This is a genomic window from Anabaena sp. UHCC 0187 (assembly GCF_009712035.1).
Taxonomy (GTDB): Bacteria; Cyanobacteriota; Cyanobacteriia; order Cyanobacteriales; family Nostocaceae; genus Dolichospermum.
Window position 1 is genome coordinate 127,769 of the sequence record NZ_VILB01000014.1, and the last position, 24,086, is coordinate 151,854.

At 39.5% G+C, this 24,086-nt stretch carries 26 protein-coding genes; 10 read left to right on the forward strand and 16 right to left on the reverse strand.

The features are described 5' to 3' along the window. Positions 1–351: 351 nt before the first annotated feature. The 3 genes from FJR11_RS17040 to fabI all read right to left on the reverse strand — a co-directional run bounded on the left by FJR11_RS17040 (position 352) and on the right by fabI (position 2,895). Complete coding sequence (locus FJR11_RS17040; protein WP_168505785.1) at positions 352–1,335, reverse strand: ABC transporter ATP-binding protein; 984 nt, start codon at positions 1,333–1,335, stop codon at positions 352–354. A 65-nt stretch (positions 1,336–1,400) separates the two neighbouring features. After that, positions 1,401–2,006 (reverse strand): imidazoleglycerol-phosphate dehydratase HisB, encoded by a 606-nt coding sequence (gene hisB, locus FJR11_RS17045; protein ID WP_168505787.1) that lies wholly within the window; start codon positions 2,004–2,006, stop codon positions 1,401–1,403. Between the two features lie 112 nt (positions 2,007–2,118). Beyond that, positions 2,119–2,895: an enoyl-ACP reductase FabI gene (fabI, locus tag FJR11_RS17050; protein ID WP_168505789.1), complete on the reverse strand. Its 777-nt coding sequence runs from the start codon at positions 2,893–2,895 to the stop codon at positions 2,119–2,121. Between the two features lie 378 nt (positions 2,896–3,273). Here fabI and ntcA point away from each other — a divergent pair, with 378 nt between their 5' ends. From ntcA to FJR11_RS17065, 3 genes are all read left to right on the forward strand, one after another. Next, complete coding sequence (ntcA, locus tag FJR11_RS17055; RefSeq protein WP_027401174.1) at positions 3,274–3,945, forward strand: global nitrogen regulator NtcA; 672 nt, start codon at positions 3,274–3,276, stop codon at positions 3,943–3,945. 725 nt (positions 3,946–4,670) lie between these two features. After that, a complete protein-coding gene (locus tag FJR11_RS17060) occupies positions 4,671–6,119 on the forward strand; it encodes a DUF3084 domain-containing protein (protein WP_168505791.1) in 1,449 nt (482 codons plus the stop codon). A gap of 92 nt (positions 6,120–6,211) precedes the next feature. Further along, positions 6,212–6,634 (forward strand): Holliday junction resolvase RuvX, encoded by a 423-nt coding sequence (locus FJR11_RS17065; protein ID WP_168505793.1) that lies wholly within the window; start codon positions 6,212–6,214, stop codon positions 6,632–6,634. A gap of 1 nt (position 6,635) precedes the next feature. Here FJR11_RS17065 and FJR11_RS17070 read toward each other — a convergent pair whose 3' ends face one another. After that, the gene (locus tag FJR11_RS17070) at positions 6,636–6,899 is read right to left on the reverse strand and encodes a DUF3146 family protein (protein ID WP_096669134.1); all 264 of its coding nucleotides are present in this window, start codon (positions 6,897–6,899) and stop codon (positions 6,636–6,638) included. 169 nt (positions 6,900–7,068) lie between these two features. On the opposite strand from FJR11_RS17070, the gene FJR11_RS17075 reads away from it, so the two are divergent. Beyond that, the gene (locus FJR11_RS17075; RefSeq protein ID WP_168505795.1) at positions 7,069–7,245 is read left to right on the forward strand and encodes a hypothetical protein; all 177 of its coding nucleotides are present in this window, start codon (positions 7,069–7,071) and stop codon (positions 7,243–7,245) included. Between the two features lie 125 nt (positions 7,246–7,370). Here the strand turns inward: FJR11_RS17075 and FJR11_RS17080 are convergent, their stop codons facing one another. After that, positions 7,371–7,688 carry a hypothetical protein gene (locus FJR11_RS17080; RefSeq protein WP_168505797.1) on the reverse strand — a complete coding sequence of 106 codons (318 nt, stop codon included), beginning with the start codon at positions 7,686–7,688 and terminating at the stop codon, positions 7,371–7,373. A gap of 293 nt (positions 7,689–7,981) precedes the next feature. On the opposite strand from FJR11_RS17080, the gene FJR11_RS17085 reads away from it, so the two are divergent. The 4 genes from FJR11_RS17085 (at position 7,982) to FJR11_RS17100 (ending at position 10,077) form a co-directional block, all read left to right on the forward strand. Next, entirely contained in the window at positions 7,982–8,239 is a 258-nt protein-coding gene (locus FJR11_RS17085; protein WP_015081052.1) for a ribbon-helix-helix domain-containing protein, read from the forward strand. Beyond that, positions 8,229–8,660 carry a PIN domain-containing protein gene (locus tag FJR11_RS17090; RefSeq protein ID WP_168505799.1) on the forward strand — a complete coding sequence of 144 codons (432 nt, stop codon included), beginning with the start codon at positions 8,229–8,231 and terminating at the stop codon, positions 8,658–8,660. The genes FJR11_RS17085 and FJR11_RS17090 overlap by 11 nt, the downstream gene beginning before the upstream one ends. A gap of 129 nt (positions 8,661–8,789) precedes the next feature. Further along, positions 8,790–9,701: a lipopolysaccharide assembly protein LapB gene (locus FJR11_RS17095; RefSeq protein WP_168505804.1), complete on the forward strand. Its 912-nt coding sequence runs from the start codon at positions 8,790–8,792 to the stop codon at positions 9,699–9,701. Positions 9,702–9,843: 142 nt separating this feature from the next. Next, positions 9,844–10,077: a hypothetical protein gene (locus FJR11_RS17100; protein WP_168505806.1), complete on the forward strand. Its 234-nt coding sequence runs from the start codon at positions 9,844–9,846 to the stop codon at positions 10,075–10,077. A gap of 53 nt (positions 10,078–10,130) precedes the next feature. Here the strand turns inward: FJR11_RS17100 and rpoD are convergent, their stop codons facing one another. Together rpoD and gyrB are read right to left on the reverse strand one after the other, a co-directional pair. Continuing rightward, a complete protein-coding gene (gene rpoD / locus FJR11_RS17105; RefSeq protein ID WP_168505808.1) occupies positions 10,131–11,306 on the reverse strand; it encodes an RNA polymerase sigma factor RpoD in 1,176 nt (391 codons plus the stop codon). Positions 11,307–12,471: 1,165 nt separating this feature from the next. Next, positions 12,472–15,714, reverse strand: coding sequence for a DNA topoisomerase (ATP-hydrolyzing) subunit B (gyrB, locus tag FJR11_RS17110; RefSeq protein ID WP_168505810.1), 3,243 nt, complete (start codon positions 15,712–15,714; stop codon positions 12,472–12,474). A 210-nt stretch (positions 15,715–15,924) separates the two neighbouring features. Between gyrB and miaA the strand changes: the two genes are divergently transcribed. Then, entirely contained in the window at positions 15,925–16,836 is a 912-nt protein-coding gene (gene miaA / locus FJR11_RS17115; RefSeq protein WP_168505812.1) for a tRNA (adenosine(37)-N6)-dimethylallyltransferase MiaA, read from the forward strand. A gap of 268 nt (positions 16,837–17,104) precedes the next feature. Here miaA and FJR11_RS17120 read toward each other — a convergent pair whose 3' ends face one another. From FJR11_RS17120 to FJR11_RS17160, 9 genes are all read right to left on the reverse strand, one after another. After that, a complete protein-coding gene (locus tag FJR11_RS17120) occupies positions 17,105–17,506 on the reverse strand; it encodes a type II toxin-antitoxin system HigA family antitoxin (protein ID WP_168505814.1) in 402 nt (133 codons plus the stop codon). Beyond that, entirely contained in the window at positions 17,490–17,789 is a 300-nt protein-coding gene (locus FJR11_RS17125; protein WP_015081061.1) for a type II toxin-antitoxin system HigB family toxin, read from the reverse strand. Before FJR11_RS17125 ends, FJR11_RS17120 begins: the two co-directional genes overlap by 17 nt. Positions 17,790–18,121: 332 nt before the next feature. Further along, entirely contained in the window at positions 18,122–18,625 is a 504-nt protein-coding gene (locus FJR11_RS17130; protein WP_168505816.1) for a DUF177 domain-containing protein, read from the reverse strand. A gap of 100 nt (positions 18,626–18,725) precedes the next feature. Then, complete coding sequence (locus FJR11_RS17135) at positions 18,726–19,241, reverse strand: R3H domain-containing nucleic acid-binding protein (RefSeq protein WP_168505818.1); 516 nt, start codon at positions 19,239–19,241, stop codon at positions 18,726–18,728. A gap of 2 nt (positions 19,242–19,243) precedes the next feature. Continuing rightward, complete coding sequence (gene yidC, locus FJR11_RS17140; RefSeq protein ID WP_168505820.1) at positions 19,244–20,389, reverse strand: membrane protein insertase YidC; 1,146 nt, start codon at positions 20,387–20,389, stop codon at positions 19,244–19,246. Between the two features lie 348 nt (positions 20,390–20,737). Continuing rightward, on the reverse strand, positions 20,738–21,124 hold the full coding sequence (locus tag FJR11_RS17145; RefSeq protein ID WP_168505822.1) for a PH domain-containing protein: 387 nt from the start codon (positions 21,122–21,124) through the stop codon (positions 20,738–20,740). Beyond that, a complete protein-coding gene (gene rnpA / locus FJR11_RS17150) occupies positions 21,111–21,500 on the reverse strand; it encodes a ribonuclease P protein component (RefSeq protein ID WP_168505824.1) in 390 nt (129 codons plus the stop codon). Before rnpA ends, FJR11_RS17145 begins: the two co-directional genes overlap by 14 nt. Before the next feature lie 28 nt (positions 21,501–21,528). Next, the gene (rpmH, locus tag FJR11_RS17155; RefSeq protein ID WP_015209090.1) at positions 21,529–21,663 is read right to left on the reverse strand and encodes a 50S ribosomal protein L34; all 135 of its coding nucleotides are present in this window, start codon (positions 21,661–21,663) and stop codon (positions 21,529–21,531) included. Between the two features lie 115 nt (positions 21,664–21,778). Further along, the gene (locus FJR11_RS17160) at positions 21,779–22,285 is read right to left on the reverse strand and encodes a DUF2808 domain-containing protein (RefSeq protein ID WP_168505826.1); all 507 of its coding nucleotides are present in this window, start codon (positions 22,283–22,285) and stop codon (positions 21,779–21,781) included. 564 nt (positions 22,286–22,849) lie between these two features. On the opposite strand from FJR11_RS17160, the gene FJR11_RS17165 reads away from it, so the two are divergent. Next, positions 22,850–24,004: a Re/Si-specific NAD(P)(+) transhydrogenase subunit alpha gene (locus tag FJR11_RS17165; RefSeq protein ID WP_168505828.1), complete on the forward strand. Its 1,155-nt coding sequence runs from the start codon at positions 22,850–22,852 to the stop codon at positions 24,002–24,004. Positions 24,005–24,086: the final 82 nt, after the last annotated feature.

A 24,086-nucleotide genomic window follows, 5' to 3' on the forward strand; every position in this document is an offset into this window, starting at 1 on the left:
TGGATTCTATATTTATGATTTTTGCCAATATACACTTTTAAAAATATAGAACCCATAATTTTATTGAAAACTCACTTATCTATTTACTTAATCTTCTCGTGTATTTGCGTTTTCCTTTCCTCCTTTTTATTTCATAAGTGACCATAAATTTTTATAATTTTGCTCAAATCTCTCAATATATTGATTGGTGATTTTACAAATATTTTGACTTTTTTGCTTCTGAATTCTGACAAACATAGTAACATAAATTGCGTATCCGCCAACTAATTAAGTTGTAAATATAGCAGTATTGCTAGGAATAAAATTACTACTTATGGCTGATTTATTCCTCTTGCTTCCTGCCTTCTTGTACTAATTAAGGGGATGAGTTCGGGTTTGAATCTGGTGGATAAAAAACTCTTCTAGAGATTGACGTGATAAATTCATCGTGATAATTTTTCCTCCCATCAAGCGAAGACTAGCTAAAAAATCATAGTAATCTTCTTGGAGTATGCCTTGCCAAGAACCATCAGCCCCAAATTGTAAACTACCGATCCATTTTTTCAATATTTCCCCGTCTCCACCTTGACCTTTGACATGATATGTGGTTTGATTTCCTAAAAGTTCTTTGAGAGAACCAGAACAGATTAATTCTCCTTGGGCAAGAATAGCCACGCGATCACAAATTTGTTCGACTTCACTCAGCACATGACTATTAAAAAATATGGTTTTACCAGATGCTTTCAAAGCCAGAATAATTTCTCGCATTTGATAGCGTCCCAAGGGATCAAGTCCAGACATGGGTTCATCTAAAAAAACCAAATCTGGATCATTAATTAATGCCTGAGCCATTCCTACGCGCTGAAGCATTCCTTTGGAATAGCGCCGCATTTGCTTTTTGCGAGCATCGGCTTGGGATAAACCGACTAATTCCAGTAATTGGGGAATGCGTTGATGTTGTAACTTTTGGGGAATTTGAAATAAACCTGCTGTTAACTGCAAAAATTCCCAGCCACTGAGATAGTCGTATAAATAGGAATTTTCTGGCAGGTAGCCAATATGTTGCTTGACAGAGCGATCGCCTATGGGTTTACCTAACAATAATCCCCGTCCAGAGGTGGGACGGATAATTCCCAGCAACAATTTTAACAATGTGGTTTTACCCGCACCATTGGGACCCAACAAGCCAAAGGTTTCTCCTGGGTACACTTGTAAAGAACAGTTTTTGAGAGATACAACTTTTTGATTGAGCCAAAATCCCGTGCGATAAACTTTTCGCAATTCAGAAGTCAGGACTACAGGTTGTTTATCTAAGGGATTTTGTTGAGAATCGGGGTTGTCTGCAACAGAATTCATGGCCGTAAAACTACCAACTACTGACTATTTAGAGCTAACTACAATTTAACCGATGTCGGGAATTTTCATAACACACCTTTAGAACTAGGAATTGTTTCCCCGCGACGGGGATCAATCTCTACCGCGATTCGCATGGCTCTAGCCAAGGCTTTAAATGTGGCTTCAATAATATGATGGGAATTAATTCCATCCAATTGGCGAATGTGTAAAGTCATTTGGCTATGATTTACCAAGGCCACAAAAAACTCCCGGACTAACTGTGTATCATAAGTCCCCACTCGTTGAGTAGGAATTTCTAAACCATAACTGAGATGAGGTCTACCAGAGAAGTCTAAAGCAACTTGGACTAAGGCTTCATCTAAGGGAGCGAGAAAATTCCCAAAGCGGACAATTCCTTTTTTGCTACCCAAAGCTTGAAATAAAGCTTGTCCTAAAGTAATTCCCACATCTTCGTTAGTGTGGTGATCATCAATTTCCCAATCACCTTTAGCTTGAATATCCAAATCAAATAACCCATGAGAGGCAATTTGATGGAGCATATGATCTAAAAAGGGAATACCTGTGGAAACTTTACATATCCCTGTACCATCCAGGTTGATGGTGACATGAACATTAGTTTCACCAGTGGTGCGGTGAACTGAAGCTATCCGAGAAGTTTGTTTGTTGGTCATTTGTCAGTTATTAATTGTCAGTTGTTAGTTGTCCGTTGTCCGTTGTTAGTTGCAATGGGGAAGAGGCAATAGGCAAGAAATATTCCCCCTGCTCCCTGCCCCCTGCCTTTTACTACATCCCCATAATTTCATAACCTGCATCTACATACAGGATTTGTCCAGTAATACCGCTGGCTAAATCACTACACAAAAAAGCTGCTGTATTACCTACTTCTAATTGAGTAACGGTGCGACGCAGGGGAGCTATTTCCTCAACATGATGAATCATATCTAAAATACCGCCCACGGCTGAAGATGCTAAGGTGCGAATGGGACCGGCGGAAATACCATTGACGCGAATATTTTCCGGACCGAGTTCTGCGGCTAAATAACGAACACTGGCTTCTAAACCGGCTTTAGCCACACCCATGACATTATAATTAGGAATTGCTCGAACTGCTCCTAAATATGTAAGAGTAATAATACTTCCACCTTCAGTCATCAAAGGTTTGGCTGCACCGCTTAACTGTACAAGTGAATAAGTGCTAACTTCCAAGGCCGTATTGAAACCAGAACGAGAAGTTTGACTAAAACCTCCAGTCAAATCTTCTCTTTTAGCAAAGGCCAAACAATGCACCAAAATATCTATTTTCCCCCATTCTTGCCGGATGGTTTCAAAAGTAGATTGAATTTGCTCGTCATTTTCAACATTGCAGGGCAAAAATAGGCTAGGACTGAGCGGTTCTACCAATTCAGAAACTTTTTTTTCCATTTTACCCTTGTCATCTGGCAAGTAGGTAATGCCCAAATTAGCCCCGGCTTTGTGCAGTTGTTGGGCAATTCCCCAAGCAATAGAACGGTTATTGGCAATACCTGTAACTAGGGCATTTTTTCCAGATAGATTGAGCATAGAAATTGCTAATGTAATTCATCATTAGGAGCATACTAGAATCTGAGCCTAGTTTGACTGCGTTGGGCTAGGGATTTTCCAAAATGCTGCCAGAGTAGTCAGTAAGCCGCCAAAAAACTATGACCATGTTTGCAAAAATTCTCAAGAAATTTGCAATTTTTAGAGGCAAAACTTTTTGACTCTAATTGGTGAAACTACTTATCAAGGATTACTAGCTAAACAGAACAAGAATTATGTATCATTATAAACGAAGGACTAGGAATTCTGAGTTTAAGTATAGGAAAAAACAAAAAGGTTAATGGTGATTTATTGATTTTTCAGGTGTATTCTTAGGTAATTAGTTTTTGTTTTTCTGGCATTGGGTAGGGGAAGGGAGAAATGATAGTGACACAAGATAAAGCCCTAGCAAATGTTTTTCGTCAAATGGCGACCGGGGCATTTCCTCCGGTTGTGGAAACATTTGAACGCAATAAGACGATCTTCTTTCCGGGAGATCCTGCCGAACGAGTTTATTTTCTTCTCAAGGGTGCTGTGAAACTGTCCAGGGTGTATGAGGCAGGAGAAGAAATAACGGTAGCTCTGCTCCGGGAAAATAGCGTTTTTGGCGTGCTGTCGTTGCTGACAGGTAATAAGTCTGATCGATTCTATCATGCAGTGGCATTTACTACTGTAGAATTGCTTTCAGCCCCAATTGAACAAGTCGAACAGGCACTGAAGGAAAATCCAGAATTGTCAATGTTAATGCTGCGAGGTCTTTCTTCGCGGATTCTGCAAACAGAGATGATGATTGAAACTCTTGCTCACCGGGACATGGGTTCGCGGTTAATTAGTTTCCTGTTAATTCTTTGTCGAGATTTTGGCGTTCCTTGCGCTGATGGCATTACCATTGATCTGAAGTTATCCCATCAGGCGATCGCTGAAGCAATCGGTTCTACTCGCGTTACAGTCACTAGACTGCTGGGAGATCTCCGCGAGAAGAAAATGATTTCCATCCATAAAAAGAAGATTACTGTGCATAAGCCTGTTGCTTTAAGTAAGCAATTTACGTAAGCATTCAGCATTCAGCGGGTTGTTGAGAAGGGGATTTAAATAAACCCTACCTCAACAGAATTCCGTCTGTAGAGACGGGGAAATTAAACTCAGAATTAGCTTACTAGTTGATAACTGAATGCTGATAGCTGGTTAAAAATTATAAGGTAATGGAGTTGGCACAGGTTCCATTTTTGAGGTAGTGCGGTTTTGGGGTCTCTCCAGGCAGAGCAACTACCATAGAGATTCAACCGTTGACACTCCCCGGTCTAAAGATACGGGGATTCTTGGTTCAACGAGACCACTTAAACTAGACTCCTTGCGTTATCTAGCTCAGAGGTGGGACTCTTCCCAAGCGTTAACTTTCGGTCTGCCCGACCGTAGTTGCATTGCTGCAAGTCCTGTTTAGCTTGAAACGATTGTTTCAAAATTCTGAGTCGTCACGCTCGGTATAAATCTTTTACCTACTGCTAGGAGGAAAACGTGAACAATGCAGTAGAACCGCATAGATTTAATTGTCAAGGTACAGATTGCTGTTAGGCAGTTAGGTTTTTAGACAGGTTGATTACCTTTCCTGTTGCAATTAGTATAACACAAGTCACTGGAGGCTTTAGCCTCTAATTGGCTTTCATAATTTGGAGGAAAATCTCAAAATTGGATAATTTGTGTTTTTGCCTAACTCCATTTACCCACAGACAATGGTTAAACGTAGTAGGCTGGATCGGTTAGCATTACGGTAGCTAAAAATGACCACCGGGTACATTCTGATTGCAGCAATTCTCATTTTGGGAGGCGTAATTGCCACCGTGGGCGATCGCATCGGCACACGAGTTGGTAAAGCACGCCTCTCACTCTTCAACTTACGTCCTAAAAAAACTGCTGTAATTGTCACTATTTTTACAGGTGGTCTAATTTCTGCATCAACTTTAGCAATCCTATTTGCTGCTGATGGCGGATTGCGAAAGGGTGTATTTGAGTTAGAGGATATTCAAAGAGATTTGACGAACAAGCGGGAACAACTAAAAACCGCACAAACCCAAAAAAGTCAGGTAGAGACTGAATTAAACAAGGCTAGACAAGAAAAAATTCAGGCACAACAAGAACTACAGACAATTAATAAATCATTACAGACAGCGAATACTAAACAAAAGATAACGCAAGCTCAACTCAATCGTACCCTCAACCAACAAGCAAAAACCCAAGCACGACTTAACGAAACTCAAAATCGTCTGGGTGGAATTGTGATTCAGTACCAACAAGCTAGAACTGAATTACAAACTCTTTATAATCAGCGAAAGACATTACAAGCTGCGGTGGAAGATTTGAAGGCGGAACAGCAGCGATTGTATGCTGAAGCTAAACAAGCCATTGATGAAGCAAGGACGGCTATTGAAAAACGCGATCGCAAAATTGCCAATTTAGATAAACTTATTCAAAATCGTAATTTAGAAATTAAACTGCGAGAGGAAGTTATTGCGACTAGAGAATCTCGCCTGAAAGAATTAGAGAAACAACAGCAATTTTTAGAACAGGAAGTAGCCAGACTAGAAAAATATTATCAGTCCTATCGTGACCTGCGTTTGGGTAAATTAGCCTTAGTTAGGGGACAAGTCATAGCCGCAGGGCTAATTACTGTTAACAAGCCTAATGGGGCAAGCCAGGCAATTATCCAAGTTCTTCAGGAAGCTAACCGCAATGCCAATATTCAGTTAACTGAACCTGGTGCGACACCAGCAAATAAAGAAATACTCCGTGTCACCAAAGATAAAGTTGAGCAATTAATTGCACAAATTAAAGATGGTCGGGAATACGTAGTCCGAATTTTTTCCGCAGGTAATTATGTTAGAGGCGAAAAGCAAATAGAATTTTTTGCAGACGCAACCCGAAATCAACTGGTATTTTCATCAGGGGAAATTCTAGCTACAACTACAGCGGATTTAAAAAATATGACATCTAATCAACTGCGTCAACGGCTAGATTTATTAATGTCTGCTTCTGAATTTCGCGCCCGGAATGCGGGAATTGTTGAACCTGTGCAAATAGAAGGAACTCTTTTGCGCTTTGTCAGCCAATTACAGCAGGCACAGCAAGAAGTAGAAATTAAAGCTATAGCCGCAGAAGATACTTATACCGTCGGCCCTCTAAAAGTTAAATTAGTAGCCCTATTAAATGGACAAATTCTTTTTAGTACATGAGGAAGTAGGCAAGAGGCAAAAGGCAAGAGGGGAAAAGAATTAGTTTACCCATAACAACTGACAAATGACAAATGACAACTGACAACTGACAAATGACTAATACACAACCTGTAATTTTAGGATTTGATCCCGGTCGTGATAAATGTGGGATTGCCGTGATGGGACTAGATAGGCAAATATTCTATCATCAAGTTGTTTTGGCAAATGAGGCGATCGCTAATATTGAAATACAACTGCAAAAATTCCCTGTATCCTTAATGGTGATGGGAGATCAAACAACGGCTAAAAAGTGGAAACAGCAACTTAATCAAGAATTAAGTAAACCCACCAATATCATTTTGGTTGATGAACGTTATTCCACTTTACAGGCACGCGATCGCTATTGGCAGATGTATCCACCCCAAGGCATCACTAAACTATTACCCAAAGGTTTGCGTCAACCTCCCCGGCCAATAGATGACATTGTCGCCATTCTTTTAATTGAACGATATCTTAACCGACTGACTGACAACTAATTTACAATTCAGCCCGAATTGTAAAATCATAATCCCCCCCAGGTTCTAACTGATAGTCCTGTTGTTCTAAAAACCGCCCTAGAGGTTCTTTGATTAAAGCACGACCCTGGGAAGGCTTCACAGACAGTTCTCCCCGACGGAAATGCCACTGGAAATGCCACTGAAAATTACCGGCGCTAACTTCACCTTCAAGAAAGCCTTGTTGCCAAGATTGGCGGGTAACTCTCACATGAGCAGTAGTTTCTGGCAGACGTTTAGCACTCACGCTTATTTGATATCAAGTATGGGATAAAAGCCAATTATTTATGTAGGCTACTTATTCTATGTACCAAAAATAGCTTAATTCTACAAACTCATAAAAACAAGATAAGTTATTAAAGTCCAGTTTCTTAACTGCTCTTTTGTAGTTAATTGACGATAAATGCAAGATCATAATGCAATTATTGCATAAAACTATTTGTGAAGAGTGTGCTTTTTATATCAAATTAGAATGCACTCACCCTGATGAGTTGGCAGTTAATTGTGCTACTGTCACTTTCTGTAATTCATTCACTCCAGCGGTAGAAGTTGATAGTCCTTGTGTGTCTTTTGGTAATGATAATGAATATTAATTCTGTTTCCCACAAAGTCGCAGATAAAGAAAATCAGCACAAAATATTGAGAGAATTATCTGACGGGAGAACAAAAATAGAGTGCTATATAAATAGCATAGCTTTTTTGATGTCCGATACTTATGTTAATCATCCAACCATAAATAACCTTTTTCCCCTGCACTCTTTCCATTCCATTTCATTGGGTTACTCATAGGTTGAAATTTAACGATAATTCGTTTTGGATCTTCTGATGATTGTTCCCATTCTTCAATTATTCCTTCTAAATAAGACAATTCCTTTTTGCTTTCATGAAGTGCAAAATAAATACCTTTATCTAATTTTTCTTTAGTAATATGTTTCTTAGCCACCCACCAATGGCCACTTCTAAAATACCCATGATCTAATCTTTCCACTCTAAGTCTATCTTTACAAATCACATGAATTCCTGCAACTCTTGACATTTTAATATTTCCTTTAATTACTACATTGGTATTTGTAACGCTTGAAAACTAGTTTTTGGTATTAAAATAATATAATCCAAAATACCTAAACTCAGGAATTTATATATACTACAACGAAGAAGGTAAATTAGTAATCATAAAGGAAGACTGGTATTATCCCAATTTCATCAACCAGCAAACAAACAGTTGGCAAAACCTTTGTCCGGAATGACCTTACACTTACAAGAGACTAATGAAAACATTTTAAAAAATAATGTATAATGTAATGTATACATTAAATATACTTCTAAATTGTGTCAACCAAAATTCGCAAACAGATTTATATCCAACCACGTCAAGAACATCTACTCAAAGAAATTGCACAACAAACAGGTATAAGTGAAGCCGAGATTATCCGTCAAGCCATTGACCTTCATCTTGGTGAAATTACTGTCCCCCAAACTGATATTTCACTGTGGGAAGCCGAAAGAGAATTTATTGCACAAATCAAAACTCGACCTGTTCAAGCTGGAGGTAGAGACTGGAAGCGAGAAGACCTTTATGAACGGTAGAGTTTTTATTGATACGAATATTCTTGTGTACATCTACGACCCACTAGATACTATAAAACAGGAACAAGCGATCGCAGTTGTTGATAGGTTAATTCGTTCTGGAAAGGCAGTAATTAGTACCCAGGTTATAGGGGAGTTTTTTATGGCTACAACCCGCACTAGGAGGTCACTTTTAACTCCTGCTGAAGCACTGGTGCGAATGCGTAACTACTTAGCCATTTGCCATATTGTTGATATGACAAAATTAATCTCCCTAGAAGCGATTCGTGGTGTAGAAACCCATAACTTTAGTTTTTGGGACGCGCAAATTTGGGCAACAGCCAGACTCAATCAAATTGAAGAAATTTACAGTGAGGACTTCCCGTCAGGTGCAATTGTTGAGGGTGTAAAGTTTACAAATCCTTTTAAAATGAATGATTAATTATGCTTTATGCACCCATATTTACCTTGCATATTTTCCTATTATTCACCAGAAAAACATTGATTTTCCCTAATATTCCCTTCTTCCTTTGCGTCTTTGCTCCTTTGTGCCTTTGCGCGAAATAAACCCATGCAATTATCATTAATTAAATATCCCATCTTGGGGATAATCAGTTTATTATTATTAAGTATTAATATTCAGCCAGTATTTTCCAATTCTCCCCCGACTCTAATACTGGCACAAAAAGCAAATAGCAAAGCAGCTACAGAATCGTTAAATCAAGGACTACAAGCGATTCAATTAGGACAATTAGAAGCAGCAATTACCGCTTTTCGTCAAGCTATTAAACTAGATCCTAAATTAGCAGCAGCGCAGTATAACTTAGGTTTAGCACTACGACAATCAGGAAAGTTACAACCTGCGGCAGATGCTTTTTATCAAGCTACTCAAGCGGATTCTCAATTTGCTTTAGCTTTTGCAAATTTAGGTGGGGCATTATTAGAAGGAAATAATTTAAAATTGGCGCAAGATTATTTAAATCAGGCTTTGAAGTTAAATCCAAATCTGGGTTTTGCCCATTATAACATGGGGTTGTTGAGGGAACAGGAGAAAAATTGGGAAAGTGCGATCGCCTCTTTTCAAAAAGCCAGAACCTATAGTCAAAATGCTCCTGAACCAGCCTATCATTTAGGTATCTGTTATTTGCAACAAGGGAAAACTGAACAAGCGAAGACAGCTTTTACTCAAGCGATTAAAATTAATCCTAAATACGCAGAAGCACACTATAATCTTGGTTCAATTTTATTTAACCAGGGAAAATTAAAAGAAGGTTTAGCAGCTTTCAGAAAATCAGCCGCAGCCAATTCTAATTATGCTAATGCCTATTATGGTGCAGGGTTAGTTTTTATGCAGTTAAAGCAATATAAAGAAGCTATGCAGGTCTTCCAATATGCCAGAGATTTATATAATACTCAAGGTAATTTACAATGGGTGAAAAATTCCCAGCAGTTATTACAACAAGCGGAAAAATTAAATAAATAGGTAGAGACAGTCTAGGGAACGTCTCTACTTTTTCATCAGCTACTAATAGAATATTTTCTCAGCTTTTAGATAGATGAATAAATCTAGGGGAATAAGTAGAAATTAATTAAGAAATTAATTAAATAACCAACAGAGTCGAAAAATGACTAAAACCAAAACTCAAGAACCCATTAGTAACTTAGAGTTTGATTTTATTAGTGTGCTGCATACTAAATCGGTAGCAGTTCAAGCTTATGAAAATTATATCAAGGATGCCAAGGAAGCTAATTCTCAACCCTGTGTAGAACTGTTCCAAAAATTACGCCAATCAGAAATTGAACAAGCACACGAAATTCGTCATCATCTGCAAGAAGTTATGCAGCAAGGCAAGATGTAGTTAATGCTGGGGGCAGGTTTAAGAGATTGATGATTTAAACCCACCCCTAACAATTAACGAATATACTCTTTTAGTACACTATTCCGATTGGGATGGCGTAATTTACGGAGTGCTTTAGCTTCGATTTGACGAATGCGTTCGCGGGTAACGTTGAAAATCTGGCCGATTTCTTCCAGAGTTTTCATGCGACCATCATCTAACCCATAGCGAAGTCGGAGAACGTCTCTTTCACGGGGACTGAGACTATCCAGGACTTTTTCTAGGTCTTCCCGTAGTAAATTCTTAGAAACTTGATCTTCTGGTGTTTCGCCATCAGATTCGATAAAATCGCCTAAACGGGAATCTTCTTCTTTACCGATAGGTGTTTCTAAGGAAATTGGCAACTGGGCAGATTTAGCAATAAACCGCAGTTTCTCGATGGTCATTTCCATGCGAGTCGCAATTTCTTCTTCTGTGGGTTTGCGTCCCATTTCTTGGGAGAGGAGTTTGGTGGTTTTCTTAATCCGAGAAATGGTTTCGTAGAGATGAACCGGTAAACGGATAGTGCGAGACTGATCAGCGATCGCTCTAGTAATTGCTTGACGTATCCACCATGTAGCGTAGGTAGAAAACTTATAGCCTTTTTCGTGATCAAACTTTTCAGCGGCACGAATCAAACCCAAACTACCCTCTTGAATCAAGTCTTGGAAGGACAAACCCCGATTCATGTATTTTTTGGCAATGGAAACTACAAGCCGCAGGTTAGATTGTACCATTTTGTCTTTCGCTCTGCGGCCAACGTGCAGCCGATAACGAAAGGTAGGTAATGGTAACGATACTTCTGCTGCCCATTCGCTGTCTCTAGGATCGCGTTCTAGGCGTTCACAAAGCCTTTCCCGCGCTCGTTCTAGTTCCAGTAATTCAGCAATCTTCCGCGCTAATTCAATTTCTTCGTCTGCGCGTAACAAACGAATCCGCCCAATTTCTTGCAAATACAAACGAATCGAATCTTCGGTGTAGTGCTTTTTCTTGGCAATTGGTGTCCGACGACGCGATTTAGCGGCTTTTCCAGACTTTGCGTCGTCCTCATCAGACTGAGGCTCTAAAAAATCATCAATTTCGCCGTCATCAGTCAGCAATAAGTCCTCTTCTTCTTCTATTAAGAGTGCTTGTAATTCGATCTCAGGCGGATTTATCATTTCTAGGTCAGGCTGATAAATATTATCGAGTACGTTGTTAGCCTGGTTCATGCCGCGTTCCTCATGCTCCTTGCAGAATCAGTTACTCAAGACATTTTGATTACTTTTGGCATTAAGTAATCTCGTAAACCGAAAATTGGGTTTTGGCTGATTACCCTGAGATATTTTCGGTGATTTTTTTCCTGTTTTATGCAGGATGGTTTAGTAAAAGTGGCAAAGATCACTTTTTAGTGAATTGCTCGCTTTTTAAATTGTCATCCTTGGTAATTCCTCATGTCACTTTTGATTGAGCAAATCTATCACCTAGATCCATTTTTTTCAAAAAGCTTCCTGATGGGAACACAAGTATATGACATTTGGCAGATTTAACTGTAAATACTGTTCCGATTGTAGCCTGTTTCACAAAAATTGCCCTCTTTTTGTGCATTATTTATGAACTCATTTACTAAGATTAAGCCACCTTTATCAAAAAGACATGAAAAATGGCGGTGATACCATTAAATCTTGTTGAAAACTTTTTGGTTTGACAGTGGCATTCTCATTAAATTAAAAGGTAGGCACACTTTTATAAAACTTATACAAATTGTTACCAACTGAACAAAAAAGTGTTTATGTCCTGCTTTAAATCAACCCGACGGCGGGTGATTGTTTACAGATATTAGTTCTAGTTGAACTAATTGGACATTTTCACTGTTAGCTAGTGATTGGTGTTTGTTTCCAGGCACTAACCCTTGTATATGCTATACCAAGAACCTGAACTAAGGAGTTAAAGTTATGGCATATTTTTAGCGGGGTGAGAGATGAATTGAGATTTCACTCGATTCAGCCTTATTCACACATTAGCGCAGAGTTGAGATTTCTACCCTGTGCAACTTGATAAACTGTTCTTATTGTATACAACGATATTTTAATCAAGCGATAAATAATATTGTTGCTAAAGTTACCTAATGTTCTAATTAAGTAACTTCACTTATGTTAATTGTACTTCTGAATACTTCGGATTTTAAGAAAGTGGCTGTCATCTGGTTATGAAAAGTTTTGTGTATGCTTACCAATCTTTGCTTTGTAGATAATATCTAGTCGCGCTATCTAAGCATAGCAAATGCTTTCCCTGTTTGTGGAGAAAATTTATGATTTTTAGTGAAAAAGTTGTGGGTAATAGGTTTTAAGCCATTACCCACTCAAAAATTAGGGAACAGGAAATAGGAAACTTACCTTAGATATCTAAATCTGTCATATTAAGTTTAGAACCATAGGTTTCAATGAATTCCCTGCGGGGTGCGACGCGATCGCCCATTAAGATGGTGAAAATCCGATCAGCTTCGGCTGCATCTTCAATTTCCACTCGTTTGAGGGTGCGGGTTTCTGGGTTCATGGTGGTTGTCCACAGTTGTGCGGGCATCATTTCCCCCAAACCTTTAAAACGTTGAATGGTATAGTTAGCATTGCTGGGAAGAGTACCTAGATGCTGTTGTAATTCCCGTTCGCTGTAACAATACTGGTAATTTTTACCCCGTTCTACTTTGTACAGTGGAGGACAAGCGATATAGATGAAACCTTGTTCAATCAATGCCCGTTGATAGCGATAGAAGAAAGTTAACAACAGCGTGCGGATGTGCGCCCCATCTACGTCAGCATCAGTCATCAAGACTATGTGATGATATCGTAATTGGGAAGCGTTAAATTCCTCACCTTTGACACCTAAACCGAGTGCGGTAATTAACGATTGAATTTCGTTATTTTTATAGATTTTAGAGTCGTCGGTTTTTTCGATGTTGAGAATCTTACCACGCAGAGGGAGAATTGCTTGGGTACGGCGATCGCGTCCTTGCTTCGCGCTATTGTGAACAAATACACCACTGGCTAAAGCGAAGTTATGTGTTTTGGGAACTTCGATATCGTAAACGTCTACCTGTTCTGCTAAACGTTCAATACTGACAATGCGGTGGTTGTAATTAGCAACAGCTTCATAAGCTAACGCTGGATTACCATCAAAGTAGCGTTGACAAAAACTATCAAACCGTAATAAAGACTTGTCTTTTGTCTGTTGACGGTAGGTATTATAAGCTTCCAAATCAAGCTTACCTTGCTCAACTTCAATCTGTTTGAGGACAGTAATAGTTTTGCGATAGTAGGTTTGCTGCAAAGTAGCATGACGTTGGGCGCGAAATTCAGGTGTCCATTGCTGCTGTGTTTTTTCTCGCCGCCATGCCAATAAAGCTTCATCTTCCCATTGTTCCTTAGCCAAAACCGATTGAGTTTCACGGGCTTGGGGATTATTCGCAAAATAGGCGCTAACTCTTTGGGATTGGGCTAAACGGTTGGCTTCATCACTCCAATAGTCTTGCTGTGCTTGGTTGAGGCGTTCATTGTTTTCCTGACGATAAGTTTCGTTATTGTCATAAAACTCTCTCCATTTGCCCAGCATATAGCTTTGATAAGCTTCATCTTGCCATTGTTCCTTAGCTTGTGCTGACAAAATTTGCTGCGTTTCCGGCTGCTGCATTCTTTGACTCATCTTGGCACGAAATTCTTTACCTTGACGAGTTTTCCGGCTCTTTTCAATTACATCTTGACGATGTAATGTTTTTTCAATATGAGCGCGATGCAAAGCTAAGTGGGACTCAACCGATAACCGCTGTAAATTAGTAGGGTTATTATTACGCTTGTTGAAATCAATATGATGGCAATGTTCTCCGTCTGTTAGCTGATAAACACCTAAATAACGGTTATACCAAGCCGCTAAGGTATGGGTGAACAACCAAGAATCAGAACGGGGATTCCAAACCATTTCATAGCCATTAATGGTAATCCCTGGATTGTTTATATCAGATATTTGCTGATATAGAGGCATGAGGGAATCATCAGGGGTTAACAATGCAGCTTGCTTATAACTGCCATCGCGCAACATGAAGCGATGATCCGGTGTGCAAACAATTGTTTCACCATTATCCAATGTCACCTTAATGACTTCAGCATTGGCTTTAGTCATGCGGGGGTTAATAATCCGTTCTACCCCAATAGTGCCATCATTACGAATGGTGTAGCAAAAATGCTCTTTTCCGATTGCTTGTTCGGCGACGATTTCTTTAAAACTGAGCGATCGCCCATCAACTAATGCTACTAATGTATCACCATGAAAACAGCCACCCGCTGAATCGCCTTCCACGATGTATATTTCAGACTCAGCAGGGTCGCGGGAACTACAATCTGCTAATTTACCAGGGAGAGGAGAAGATTCTAATACTGATTTGCGACGGACTAATTCCCGTGCGTGTCTAGCAGCTTCAGCAGCTTTAAACGCTTGTATGGCTTTATCTAAAATAGCATCAGCTATGGCGGGATGAAAATCTAGATACTCGGTGAGAACTTCACCCACAAAAGAATCAACAATACCGCGAACTTCTGTATTTCCCAGTTTAGTTTTAGTTTGTCCTTCAAATTCAGGATCAGGGACTTTCACCGAAATTACAGCGGTTAAACCTTCGCGGACGTGTTCACCACTAAGATTAGATTCATTCTCTTTAATTTTATTCCGTTTACGAGCGGTGGCATTTAATGTCCGAGTTAAAACTGCTTTTAAACCTTCTAGGTGTGTACCACCATCAATAGTCCGAATATTATTAGCAAAGCCGAGGACATTATCTGTGTAAGCATCAGTACACCACTGTAAAGAAACTTCTACCTGGACGTTGTTACGTTCCCCTTGGACATAGATAATTTCTTCATGGAGAGGTTGCTTCTCACGATTCATGTAGGCGATATATTCTTTAATACCACCCTTGTATTCGTAAGTTTCTATTCTTGGTGTGTCGCTTTTAAGGATTTCTAAACGATGATCCGTAAAAATAATTCTGACACCTGCATTCAGATACGCCAACTCGCGCAAACGACCTGATAAAGTAATGTAATCAAATTCTATGCTGGTGGTAAAAATTTGTGTATCTGGCTTAAAAGTAATAGATGTACCAGTTCTATCTTCTTTGTAAGGCGTTGCTACTAATTCCGTAACCGGAAAACTCCGTTCATATCGCTGGTTGTGTACCTTGTGATCACGCCAAACCGTAACTTCTACAAACTCAGACAAGGCGTTAACAACGGAAATCCCCACCCCGTGTAAACCACCAGAAACTTTGTAGCCACCACCACCAAACTTACCACCAGCATGGAGAACAGTTAATACTGTTTCTAAAGCTGATTTCCCGGTTTTTGGGTGAATATCTACGGGAATACCCCGACCATCATCTGTTACTGTAACAGAACCATCAGCATTGATATCCACTTCAACATGGGTACAGTGACCCGCCAAAGCTTCGTCAACAGAGTTGTCCACTACCTCGTAAACTAAATGGTGGAGTCCTCTCGGACCTGTAGTACCAATGTACATCCCTGGTCGTTTGCGGACGGCTTCCAGACCTTCCAGAACTTGAATCTGATCGGCACTGTAACTGCTCGTCATGAAAATTCTCCTGATGCTTGGGTGTAATATCGCCAAAAGGCGAAAAAAGTCAAATCACCCCAACATTATAACACAAAAGCCTTCCTGCCGTCTGTAGCGCAATTTGATGAGAAGTTTATATAGGGACTGTAACCCTAGGGGGAATTGGGGAGAAAATTCCCTGTTTTTCGTTTTTATTCCCACTGACAACTGACAACTGACAACTGACTAATGACTAAATTAATTGTAATTTGTGGAGCGACAGCGACGGGTAAATCTGGTTTGGCTTTGAGTTTAGCCCAGAGATTAAATACTGTAATTCTTAGTGCTGATTCTCGTCAAGTATATCGTGAATTTGATATTGGTACAGCTAAACCAAATCTAGCGGAAAAAAAATCAGTTCCCCATTATTTAATAAACATCTGCGAACCAACTCAAATAATGACGTTAGCAGATTATCAGGAACAAGCACAAGCTTTAATTGCTAGTTTAGAAGTTGAGCCACTGCTGTTAGTTGGTGGAACTGGTTTATATATTCGTTCCATTGTACAAGGAATGAAGATTCCCAGAGTTGCACCACAACCAGAATTGCGATCGCAATTAGAATCCCTTGGGCAAATTCAACTTTACCCCATGTTACAACAAGTTGATCCCATTGCTGCTCAAAAAATTCATGCTAATGATTTGGTGCGAACTTTAAGAGCTTTGGAGGTTTACTATACAACGGGTATTCCCATTTCTGAGCAGCAAGGAGAAAATCCTCCGAATTATCCAATTTTACAAATTTGTTTAGATTCTGATGCAGAACATTTAGATGTGAGAATTCGCAAACGAACTGAGCAAATGATTACAGATGGTTTAGTTGGTGAAGTTGAATATCTTTGTCAAAAATATGGTACTGATTTACCTTTATTAAATACTTTGGGATATCAAGAAATTAAGCAATATTTAACTGGTGAACTTTCTTTAGATGAAGCCAAAGAATTAATTGTTTTACATACCAGACAATTCGCCAAACGTCAACGGACTTGGTTTCGACAATCTCCTAATCTTGAATATGTTGATATGGATAATCCTGATTTATTAGAAAATGTTTGGCAAAGAATTAATCAATTTGTCGGAATCAGGATATCCAGGATTTAAGGATTTTCAGGATGTTATTTTTTATTTTTTTGTTGATATCAGGATTTTTTTGATTTAGGGATTGTTTGGAGATGTTATTTTTTTGTTGATATTAGGATTTTGATAATCTAGATATTTAGGGATTTACAGGATATTATTTTTTTACTTGTTATTCTTAATATCTTGCTATTCTCGAATAATACATCAACAAAAATCCTGTAAATCCTTAAATTCTGGATATCCTGATTCCGACAAAAAATTCATCAATAAAAATCGGAAAAACCTAACTCTAAATAAATAAACTAGGAGAAACTTTAAAATATTCTCCCAAGGCTTTAGCTTGTGCTTTACTAATTGAACGTTTACCGTTGACAACTTCTGAAACTACACCGCTACTAGAACCAAGAATGCGTACTAAGTCAGCTTGACGAATTCCGCTAGATTCCATGATATGTAGCAATATGTCATGAGGTGTAGATTCATCCATTGGATAATTTTCTTCCTCATAATCTTCAATTAGTTTGACAATCAATTTATCTAAAATTCGCTCCTCTGGAGTAAGATTCTTTTTAAAAGTTAGAAATTCTGCAACTTTCAAAAGCCGTTCATACTCTGCTTCAGTTTCAATTACTTGAGGAGCAATTTCTGCTAGTAATTGACTATAAGTTTTATCGTCAAAAGTAATAGTCATTTTTCCATTTATCTTTATTGTATTCAGCGTGAGTTAGCAAGTATTTGTAGTGAACCTTTTTTGTTTCATAATTAATCCCGACAATTAAACGATAATCATTACCTTTGATATTAAAAACAGTAAAATTACCAACAGCTTCAGCATCTCGGTAATTCTTGCGGACATCTTCTAAATTTTGCCATTCTGCTTTTTTAACAGTTGCATACCAACTCTCAATTTGTTTTTTGATATCAGGGTACTTTGCTGCTTCTTCGCGGAGGTTGCGAATTGAAATTAAGTGCATATATTTTGATTTTTCTATTATTTTTGTGTATAAACATAACTTTTTTCCTTGGTCGGTATTGTAGTCTATTCTCTCAAAATGAGAGTAAATTGTCAATCCCTAATCATGACTTATGCAAAATCTCTCTAAAACCCTCTTCCCTATCCCTAACGGGACGCTCCGCGAACGTGTTCTTCGTTCCTATCCCTTCGGGACGCTCCGCGAACGTGGTTCATTTTTCTGTAATTAAAAACTCCACAAAGATAAAAAATCCTTGAGGAGCTTGAGAGAGTATTAACAGCTTTTACCGAGCCATAAAGAATTAAGCCATAACACACCAAATAGTAAATTTACTAATTATCTGGGAGTTGCTTTTTCAAAGCATCTAATAAAGCCCAACGGCTATCAGTAGGTGGTTCGGAAACAGCAGAATTCAAAATACCTGGACAATTAATGTTACATAATTGACGCTGAGGCAATGCTAAACACATCTGTTGATAGAGCCATTCACCGGGATCAAAATGACCATCAGGCGCTAAAGTTTCCAGTAAATCCTCTACAGCAACTTCCATTTCTAAAGGCAAATCTTCCGTTTGATTAGAGGTTTCATCTAACCAAATTACTTCCTGAGTATTGAGAACCAAACGATGGTTATACTGCTGCAAACAGCGATTGCAGGTGCAAGTAACAATTGTTTCTGCCTGAGATGAAACTTCTAAATAATTACCCTGGTGTTTAACCTGGATAACTCCGCGAACTGGTGTCAATGTTTCTAATCCAGGCAGAAACTCTTGAACTTGAATTTCCTCTGTCCGCTCCGGGGCTTTGGTTAGCTGCGGAATAAAAATAGCGTCCATAGGATTTGTGAAATACCCTTAAAATTGATCATTGGTAATGGGTAATGGGTAATTGGTAATATTCTTGTCTGTTCCCTGTTACCTATTACCTATTACCTAATTATGGTGTAACTGCTTGACGAACAACTAAATGACGATAAGGTTCTTTACCACGACTGAAGGTTTCTAAATCAGAAAATTCCTGCAATAACGTGTGGATTTTGCGGCGTTCTGAAGAACTGAGAGATTGAAGTTCTACCTCTCTTCCAGAAAAGCGGACTTCTGCGGCAGCAGTTTCGGCTAAAGTGCGGATTTCGGCTTCTCGTCTCACCCGATAACCGCTCAATTCAACAGTGTAAGCCGTCTGATTGTCTTCTGGTTGATTTAAGTTGAGAACGGAATTTGCTAGATACTGAATTCCATCTAGCACCGAACCACCTGCACCAATTAAAATCCTAATTTGTTCTGATGTTAAATTGGTTTGATCTATTGTCAACCAGCAGTTTACTCCTGCGGGTACATCTTGCTCAGAAGATGGGTTAGTTTCTAAATTAGCCCGTACTTGAGTAGATACACCAGTCAGAAGTAGCAAATTCTGTAGCCATTGTTCACTACTCTGCATAAAAATGTCGCTCATAATCAACCATTAGCCTTTTTCTTAGAACTTTTGGGTTCAAATGGCAACGCTTTTACTTCGATGGTTTGGGCTTCTTTCTCTTGTAAGTCTACGATTTTTTGAATTTCTTCTGGTAGAGGTTCACGGGAGAGAATATAGGTTTGGATAGTTTGAAAAACGTTACCAATTACCATATACATGAGTACCCCAGCCGGTAGGGGGAAGAATAAGAACATCCCAGAAAAGATCACAGGAGTAATTTTATTTACCGTGTCTTGTTGAGGGTTGCCACCGCTGGAATTTTGCCCAGACAGCATTTGGCTCACATAAAGGCTGATACCAAAGAAGACAATCATCGCCACAATATCCCAATGGACTGTGTTATCGGGATCAATAGCTCCGACTCTACCCAAAGCGTCAATAAAGAGAAATCCCTTATCTGCTGCTAGTCCGGGAATTGTGCCTTGAATGGTCACGTCTCCGGCTTCTAGAGCCTCTATATTGCCTTCGGCATCAATTTTAACTCTTTCTTCACCTTTAGTGATTGTCCATTCTGGTGTCAATTTAGTGTCTGGATGTTCTACTAAGAGCAGATCAAATGGCTTACCTTCTAAGGTTTGATATTGAATCTTAGTTTTTTCTCCCACCGCTAACTTGTTACCACCAGGAAGGAGTGCGGTAACTTTAGTATGCTCCCCATCAGCAATGTAAATATTTTGTGGGGGAGTGGCAAAGGCTTGGGGTTGAATGCGCTCAATTTGTTCAGAAGGGAAGATTTGCAAGTTAACGGAGTAGTTAACCCCGGAAAAAGGCGAACCCCGCAAAGTGGCAAACAGTGCTAGTAATACTGGCATCTGTAAGAGTAGAGGTAGACATCCTGCTAAGGGATTACCAAATTCACTTTGGACCTTGAGCATTTCCTCTTGTTGCTTTTTCTGATCATCTTTGTAGCGTTCTTTAATTTCCGCCATTCGCTTTTGCATGAGAGGTTGCACGACTCGCATCCGGCGCATACTACGGATAGAGCCAGCACTCAGGGGATAGAGCGCAAAGCGGATAACCAATGTTAAAGCTACGATCGCCAACCCATAGCTAGGGACAAAACCATAGAAAAGGTCTATGATTGGCAACATCACGTTGTTCGAGAGAAACCCGATACCAAAATCCATTATTCTGAATTCAACCTGCGGTACTTTGACACTCCCACCCCGGTTAGGAGTGGGATGCTTAGTTGAGCCTATCTTCTGACTATAGTTAGTTGTCCTTCTATGTTAGAGACGGTTCTCTTCCAAGCTTTTGCTCTATATTGTAGAGGTTTTTGTTAAGCATTGCTGTGACTACCCACAAGCTACGCAAGCTTTGAAAGCTACGGATAGCCGCACATTAGATAAAAATGTGAATGTTAAAAAAGCTGTCAGCGGCTTGTTGAGAAGGGGATTTAAACCCCACCTCAACAGGTAATGAAACCCAGAATTAGCTTACTAGCTGATAGCTTGTTAACGCTCTGGACAAATGACTTATTTAGGACTGCTATATTGGGGATTTTTAGCAGCAACTTTTTCATTAATGTAGTCATAGACTTCCCGAAAATTAGGAACAGCCCGCATTTCTATGAGAGTACCATTTTTGAGAGTGATTGCCATATCTCCCCATAGGCCGATGCCACGGGGAACTTTGACAACTTTCAGCACTTCTGAATAAATTACATCATAGCGATCGCGTCCCATCCAACCGCCTGTTACACATACCCGTCGATCTGTGATGCGGAAGCGTAGCCATACAGCCCTGACTATTGCTCCAACAGCTAAGGGGATACCCACCACTGTTAGCCCAACCAGCAGGTTGAGAATCAAATCCCCAATGTGGGGACCACCCTCATAATAAACTTCTTCACGAATGCCCATTTAATACCTCAGTTTGTGCCAACAACTGCTCTAATTCTTGCAGAAATTTCTGGGTTTCGCACTCAGATTTTGCTGTTGTTGGTTTCACAATTAATACTAGCCGCCATCCTGGGACTAATTTAGGCAACAATTGATGTAATGCTGCTGTAATTTGCCTTTTGATTTTGTTGCGAACAACGGCGCGTTTACTGACTTTTGTACTAATGGCAATACCAATTTTTGTGGCAGGGGGGGCAGTATCCAAAGAAGGTTCTGTCGAAAGAGCAGGTTTTAAAGCTCTCAGGGTGAAATGAGAACTATGTCGCCGAATTCCTTCCCGGAAAACTGCCTGAAAATCCTGACGGGATTTGAGACGATATGCTTTGGGCAAAGCCACAACTAGATATTAATTGCTGAATTTTACCCTACACGCTCAGACGATGCCGTCCTTTTCTTCTTCTAGCGCTGATCACGTTTCTGCCGTCTGGTGTCCGCATTCTGGCCCGAAATCCAGATGTTCTTTTTCTTTTACGGCAAGTGCCGCCCAGTGTTCTTTGCATATCGTTCTCCTTTTAGGCGATTTTCATAAAAAGTCACAATCTGATATTTTACCACTTTACAGGCAATTGCATGAGATTTCTGGATAGAGTTTTCCAGAAAAATAAAAGCCGTAGGTTAAATAATACTGATAATCCATGAGCCGAGATAACGCAATAATGGCACATCTCCAGGGGAAAGAACTTGACAGTTAAAATAGAAAACTCCCCCAAAAGCCGGATTTTGGACGTTAGATAAGACTACCTCGACTTTTTGACCAGCGGGAACTGGTTCTTCGGGAAATATTTTAATTACCCGGCCTTCCTTATCCCATTTGACTTCCGATAGGGGGACTTTTTTGCCTTTAACTAAGACTTCAATATTTTTGGTATCAAAAGTTCCATTGTAATAATCAGGATAGGTAATGGCAAATTGAGCCACTGCCAATTTCATTTTTTTGGCAGGAACTCTGAGTATATAACGATCTGTGCTATTGGTTTGTCCGCCAAAATCTAACCGAAAGGGTAACTGATTTTCACTTTTCACGCCGCTAAAAAGTGTCAAGCCAGATTGCGCTAAGGTTGTAGCTGGTAAACTCGTTAATACACAGCTAGTGACAGCTAAAGCAGCAAGTAAGCGTTTCATAAATTGGGTTTCCTCTAGTTGATAGTTTTTAACTAAGCGTTAGTATTTGTAACTAAACTTTACTACTATATGCTTGACAATTGACGTTAGTTAAAGGTAAAAGTGCCATTCTCGTGAAAGATTCCATTTATAAAGCAAAATTACTGTTATTTAACATTTAGAGTAAATATTATTAATTTTATCATCTAAAAGAATAATTTTTGTTGCTAATTATGAATATTTAGATACATTAAAAATGATTAAAAATTAAATAGTGAATCAAAAAAAAAGAGTCGAACTCTTCCAATATATAAAATAATCTAAAGAACAATATCCAAAATGTAGAAATCGGCAGAAGATGTGCGATAACTAATTTTACTTATAGCTATTTTGTAAGGATGATATCTGCATACTGTCAAATTGAGATTGTGACTAGATAACGAAGATAACAAAAACAAAATTTGAAAATTCTATCTACAAAGGTAATTCATGGTTCATCATCCCATCAGCTTAATGATACCAATTTGAAATAAAAAGTATTAAAAGTTAACGGATGATGTTAAGTATTCATATCCAGGAGATTGCATGAAAATAGCAGTTGCGAAAGAAATAGAAGTTTGTGAAAACCGAGTGGCATTAATTCCCGACACCGTAGGCAAATTAGTCAAACAAGGTTTAGAAGTTTGGGTAGAAACAGGGGCGGGAGAAAAAGCATTTTTTAGTGATGCTGACTATGAAGCAGCAGGAGCAAAAATTAGTCATAATTCTGCCCAATTATGGAGTGAAGCGGATATTTTACTCAAGGTTAGCCCACCGGAAACTAGAGAAGATGGCCGGACAGAAATTGAGTTGCTCAAATCTGGTTCTGTATTAATTAGCTTCTTGAATCCTCTGGGAAATCCCGTAGTTGTCCAAGAACTGGCAAATCGGCAAATTACAGCTTTGAGTATGGAATTAATCCCCCGTACCACCAGAGCGCAAAGCATGGATGCCTTGTCCTCCCAAGCCTCACTGGCGGGCTATAAAGCGGTATTGATTGCGGCGGCGGCATTACCGAAATATTTCCCCATGTTAACCACTGCGGCGGGGACAATTGCTCCCGCCAAAGTATTTATTATGGGTGCAGGTGTGGCAGGATTGCAAGCGATCGCTACCGCCCGGAGACTAGGAGCAGTAGTAGAAGCCTTTGACATCCGCCCAGCCGTTAAAGAAGAAGTCCAAAGCTTAGGAGCGAAATTCGTCGAAGTCAAACTCGAAGAAGAAACCGTTGCTGCGGGTGGTTACGCCAAAGAAATTTCAGAAGACAGTAAAAAGCGTACCCAAGAACTAGTAGCCAGCCACGTCAAAAACTCCGATGTTGTCATTACTACTGCCCAAGTACCAGGAAGACAAGCCCCCAGACTGGTGACAGAAGAAATGGTAGCGCAGATGAAACCCGGTTCAGTCATAGTAGACTTAGCCGCAGAACAAGGTGGAAACTGCGCCTGTACGGAAGCAGGTAAAGATATTATTTGGAACGGTGTCACCATTATCGGACCAATTAATTTACCCTCATCAATGCCAGTACACGCCAGCCAACTGTATGCAAAAAACGTTACTTCATTAATGCAACTTTTGATTAAAGACAAAGCCTTAGAAATCAACTTTGGTGACGATATCGTTGAGGCTGCTTGTGTGACTCATGGTGGAGAAATTAGAAACCAACGAGTAAAAGATGCTTTGCAAGCGGTAGCGGTGTAATCAAATATAGATTAAATGAACCACGAAGAAGCGAAGAACACGAAGGAAGAAGAGTTTAAGAGAGATTTTGCGTAGTAAATTT

Excerpts from the sequence above, each read along its gene's own strand:
- FJR11_RS17080 (WP_168505797.1), bottom strand. The coding sequence starts at position 7,688 with ATGTCAAGAGTTGCAGGAATTCATGTGATTTGTAAAGATAGACTTAGA.
- FJR11_RS17145 (WP_168505822.1), bottom strand. The coding sequence starts at position 21,124 with ATGGGCATTCGTGAAGAAGTTTATTATGAGGGTGGTCCCCACATTGGG.
- ntcA (WP_027401174.1), top strand. The coding sequence starts at position 3,274 with ATGATAGTGACACAAGATAAAGCCCTAGCAAATGTTTTTCGTCAAATG.
- FJR11_RS17100 (WP_168505806.1), top strand. The coding sequence starts at position 9,844 with ATGACTAAAACCAAAACTCAAGAACCCATTAGTAACTTAGAGTTTGAT.
- FJR11_RS17125 (WP_015081061.1), bottom strand. The coding sequence starts at position 17,789 with ATGCACTTAATTTCAATTCGCAACCTCCGCGAAGAAGCAGCAAAGTAC.
- gyrB (WP_168505810.1), bottom strand. The coding sequence starts at position 15,714 with ATGACGAGCAGTTACAGTGCCGATCAGATTCAAGTTCTGGAAGGTCTG.
- FJR11_RS17090 (WP_168505799.1), top strand. The coding sequence starts at position 8,229 with ATGAACGGTAGAGTTTTTATTGATACGAATATTCTTGTGTACATCTAC.
- FJR11_RS17060 (WP_168505791.1), top strand. The coding sequence starts at position 4,671 with ATGACCACCGGGTACATTCTGATTGCAGCAATTCTCATTTTGGGAGGC.
- rpmH (WP_015209090.1), bottom strand. The coding sequence starts at position 21,663 with ATGCAAAGAACACTGGGCGGCACTTGCCGTAAAAGAAAAAGAACATCT.
- hisB (WP_168505787.1), bottom strand. The coding sequence starts at position 2,006 with ATGACCAACAAACAAACTTCTCGGATAGCTTCAGTTCACCGCACCACT.
- rpoD (WP_168505808.1), bottom strand. The coding sequence starts at position 11,306 with ATGAACCAGGCTAACAACGTACTCGATAATATTTATCAGCCTGACCTA.
- FJR11_RS17130 (WP_168505816.1), bottom strand. The coding sequence starts at position 18,625 with ATGGACGCTATTTTTATTCCGCAGCTAACCAAAGCCCCGGAGCGGACA.
- FJR11_RS17165 (WP_168505828.1), top strand. The coding sequence starts at position 22,850 with ATGAAAATAGCAGTTGCGAAAGAAATAGAAGTTTGTGAAAACCGAGTG.
- FJR11_RS17135 (WP_168505818.1), bottom strand. The coding sequence starts at position 19,241 with ATGAGCGACATTTTTATGCAGAGTAGTGAACAATGGCTACAGAATTTG.
- FJR11_RS17095 (WP_168505804.1), top strand. The coding sequence starts at position 8,790 with ATGCAATTATCATTAATTAAATATCCCATCTTGGGGATAATCAGTTTA.
- FJR11_RS17065 (WP_168505793.1), top strand. The coding sequence starts at position 6,212 with ATGACTAATACACAACCTGTAATTTTAGGATTTGATCCCGGTCGTGAT.
- fabI (WP_168505789.1), bottom strand. The coding sequence starts at position 2,895 with ATGCTCAATCTATCTGGAAAAAATGCCCTAGTTACAGGTATTGCCAAT.
- miaA (WP_168505812.1), top strand. The coding sequence starts at position 15,925 with ATGACTAAATTAATTGTAATTTGTGGAGCGACAGCGACGGGTAAATCT.
- FJR11_RS17075 (WP_168505795.1), top strand. The coding sequence starts at position 7,069 with ATGCAATTATTGCATAAAACTATTTGTGAAGAGTGTGCTTTTTATATC.
- yidC (WP_168505820.1), bottom strand. The coding sequence starts at position 20,389 with ATGGATTTTGGTATCGGGTTTCTCTCGAACAACGTGATGTTGCCAATC.
- FJR11_RS17160 (WP_168505826.1), bottom strand. The coding sequence starts at position 22,285 with ATGAAACGCTTACTTGCTGCTTTAGCTGTCACTAGCTGTGTATTAACG.
- FJR11_RS17120 (WP_168505814.1), bottom strand. The coding sequence starts at position 17,506 with ATGACTATTACTTTTGACGATAAAACTTATAGTCAATTACTAGCAGAA.
- FJR11_RS17040 (WP_168505785.1), bottom strand. The coding sequence starts at position 1,335 with ATGAATTCTGTTGCAGACAACCCCGATTCTCAACAAAATCCCTTAGAT.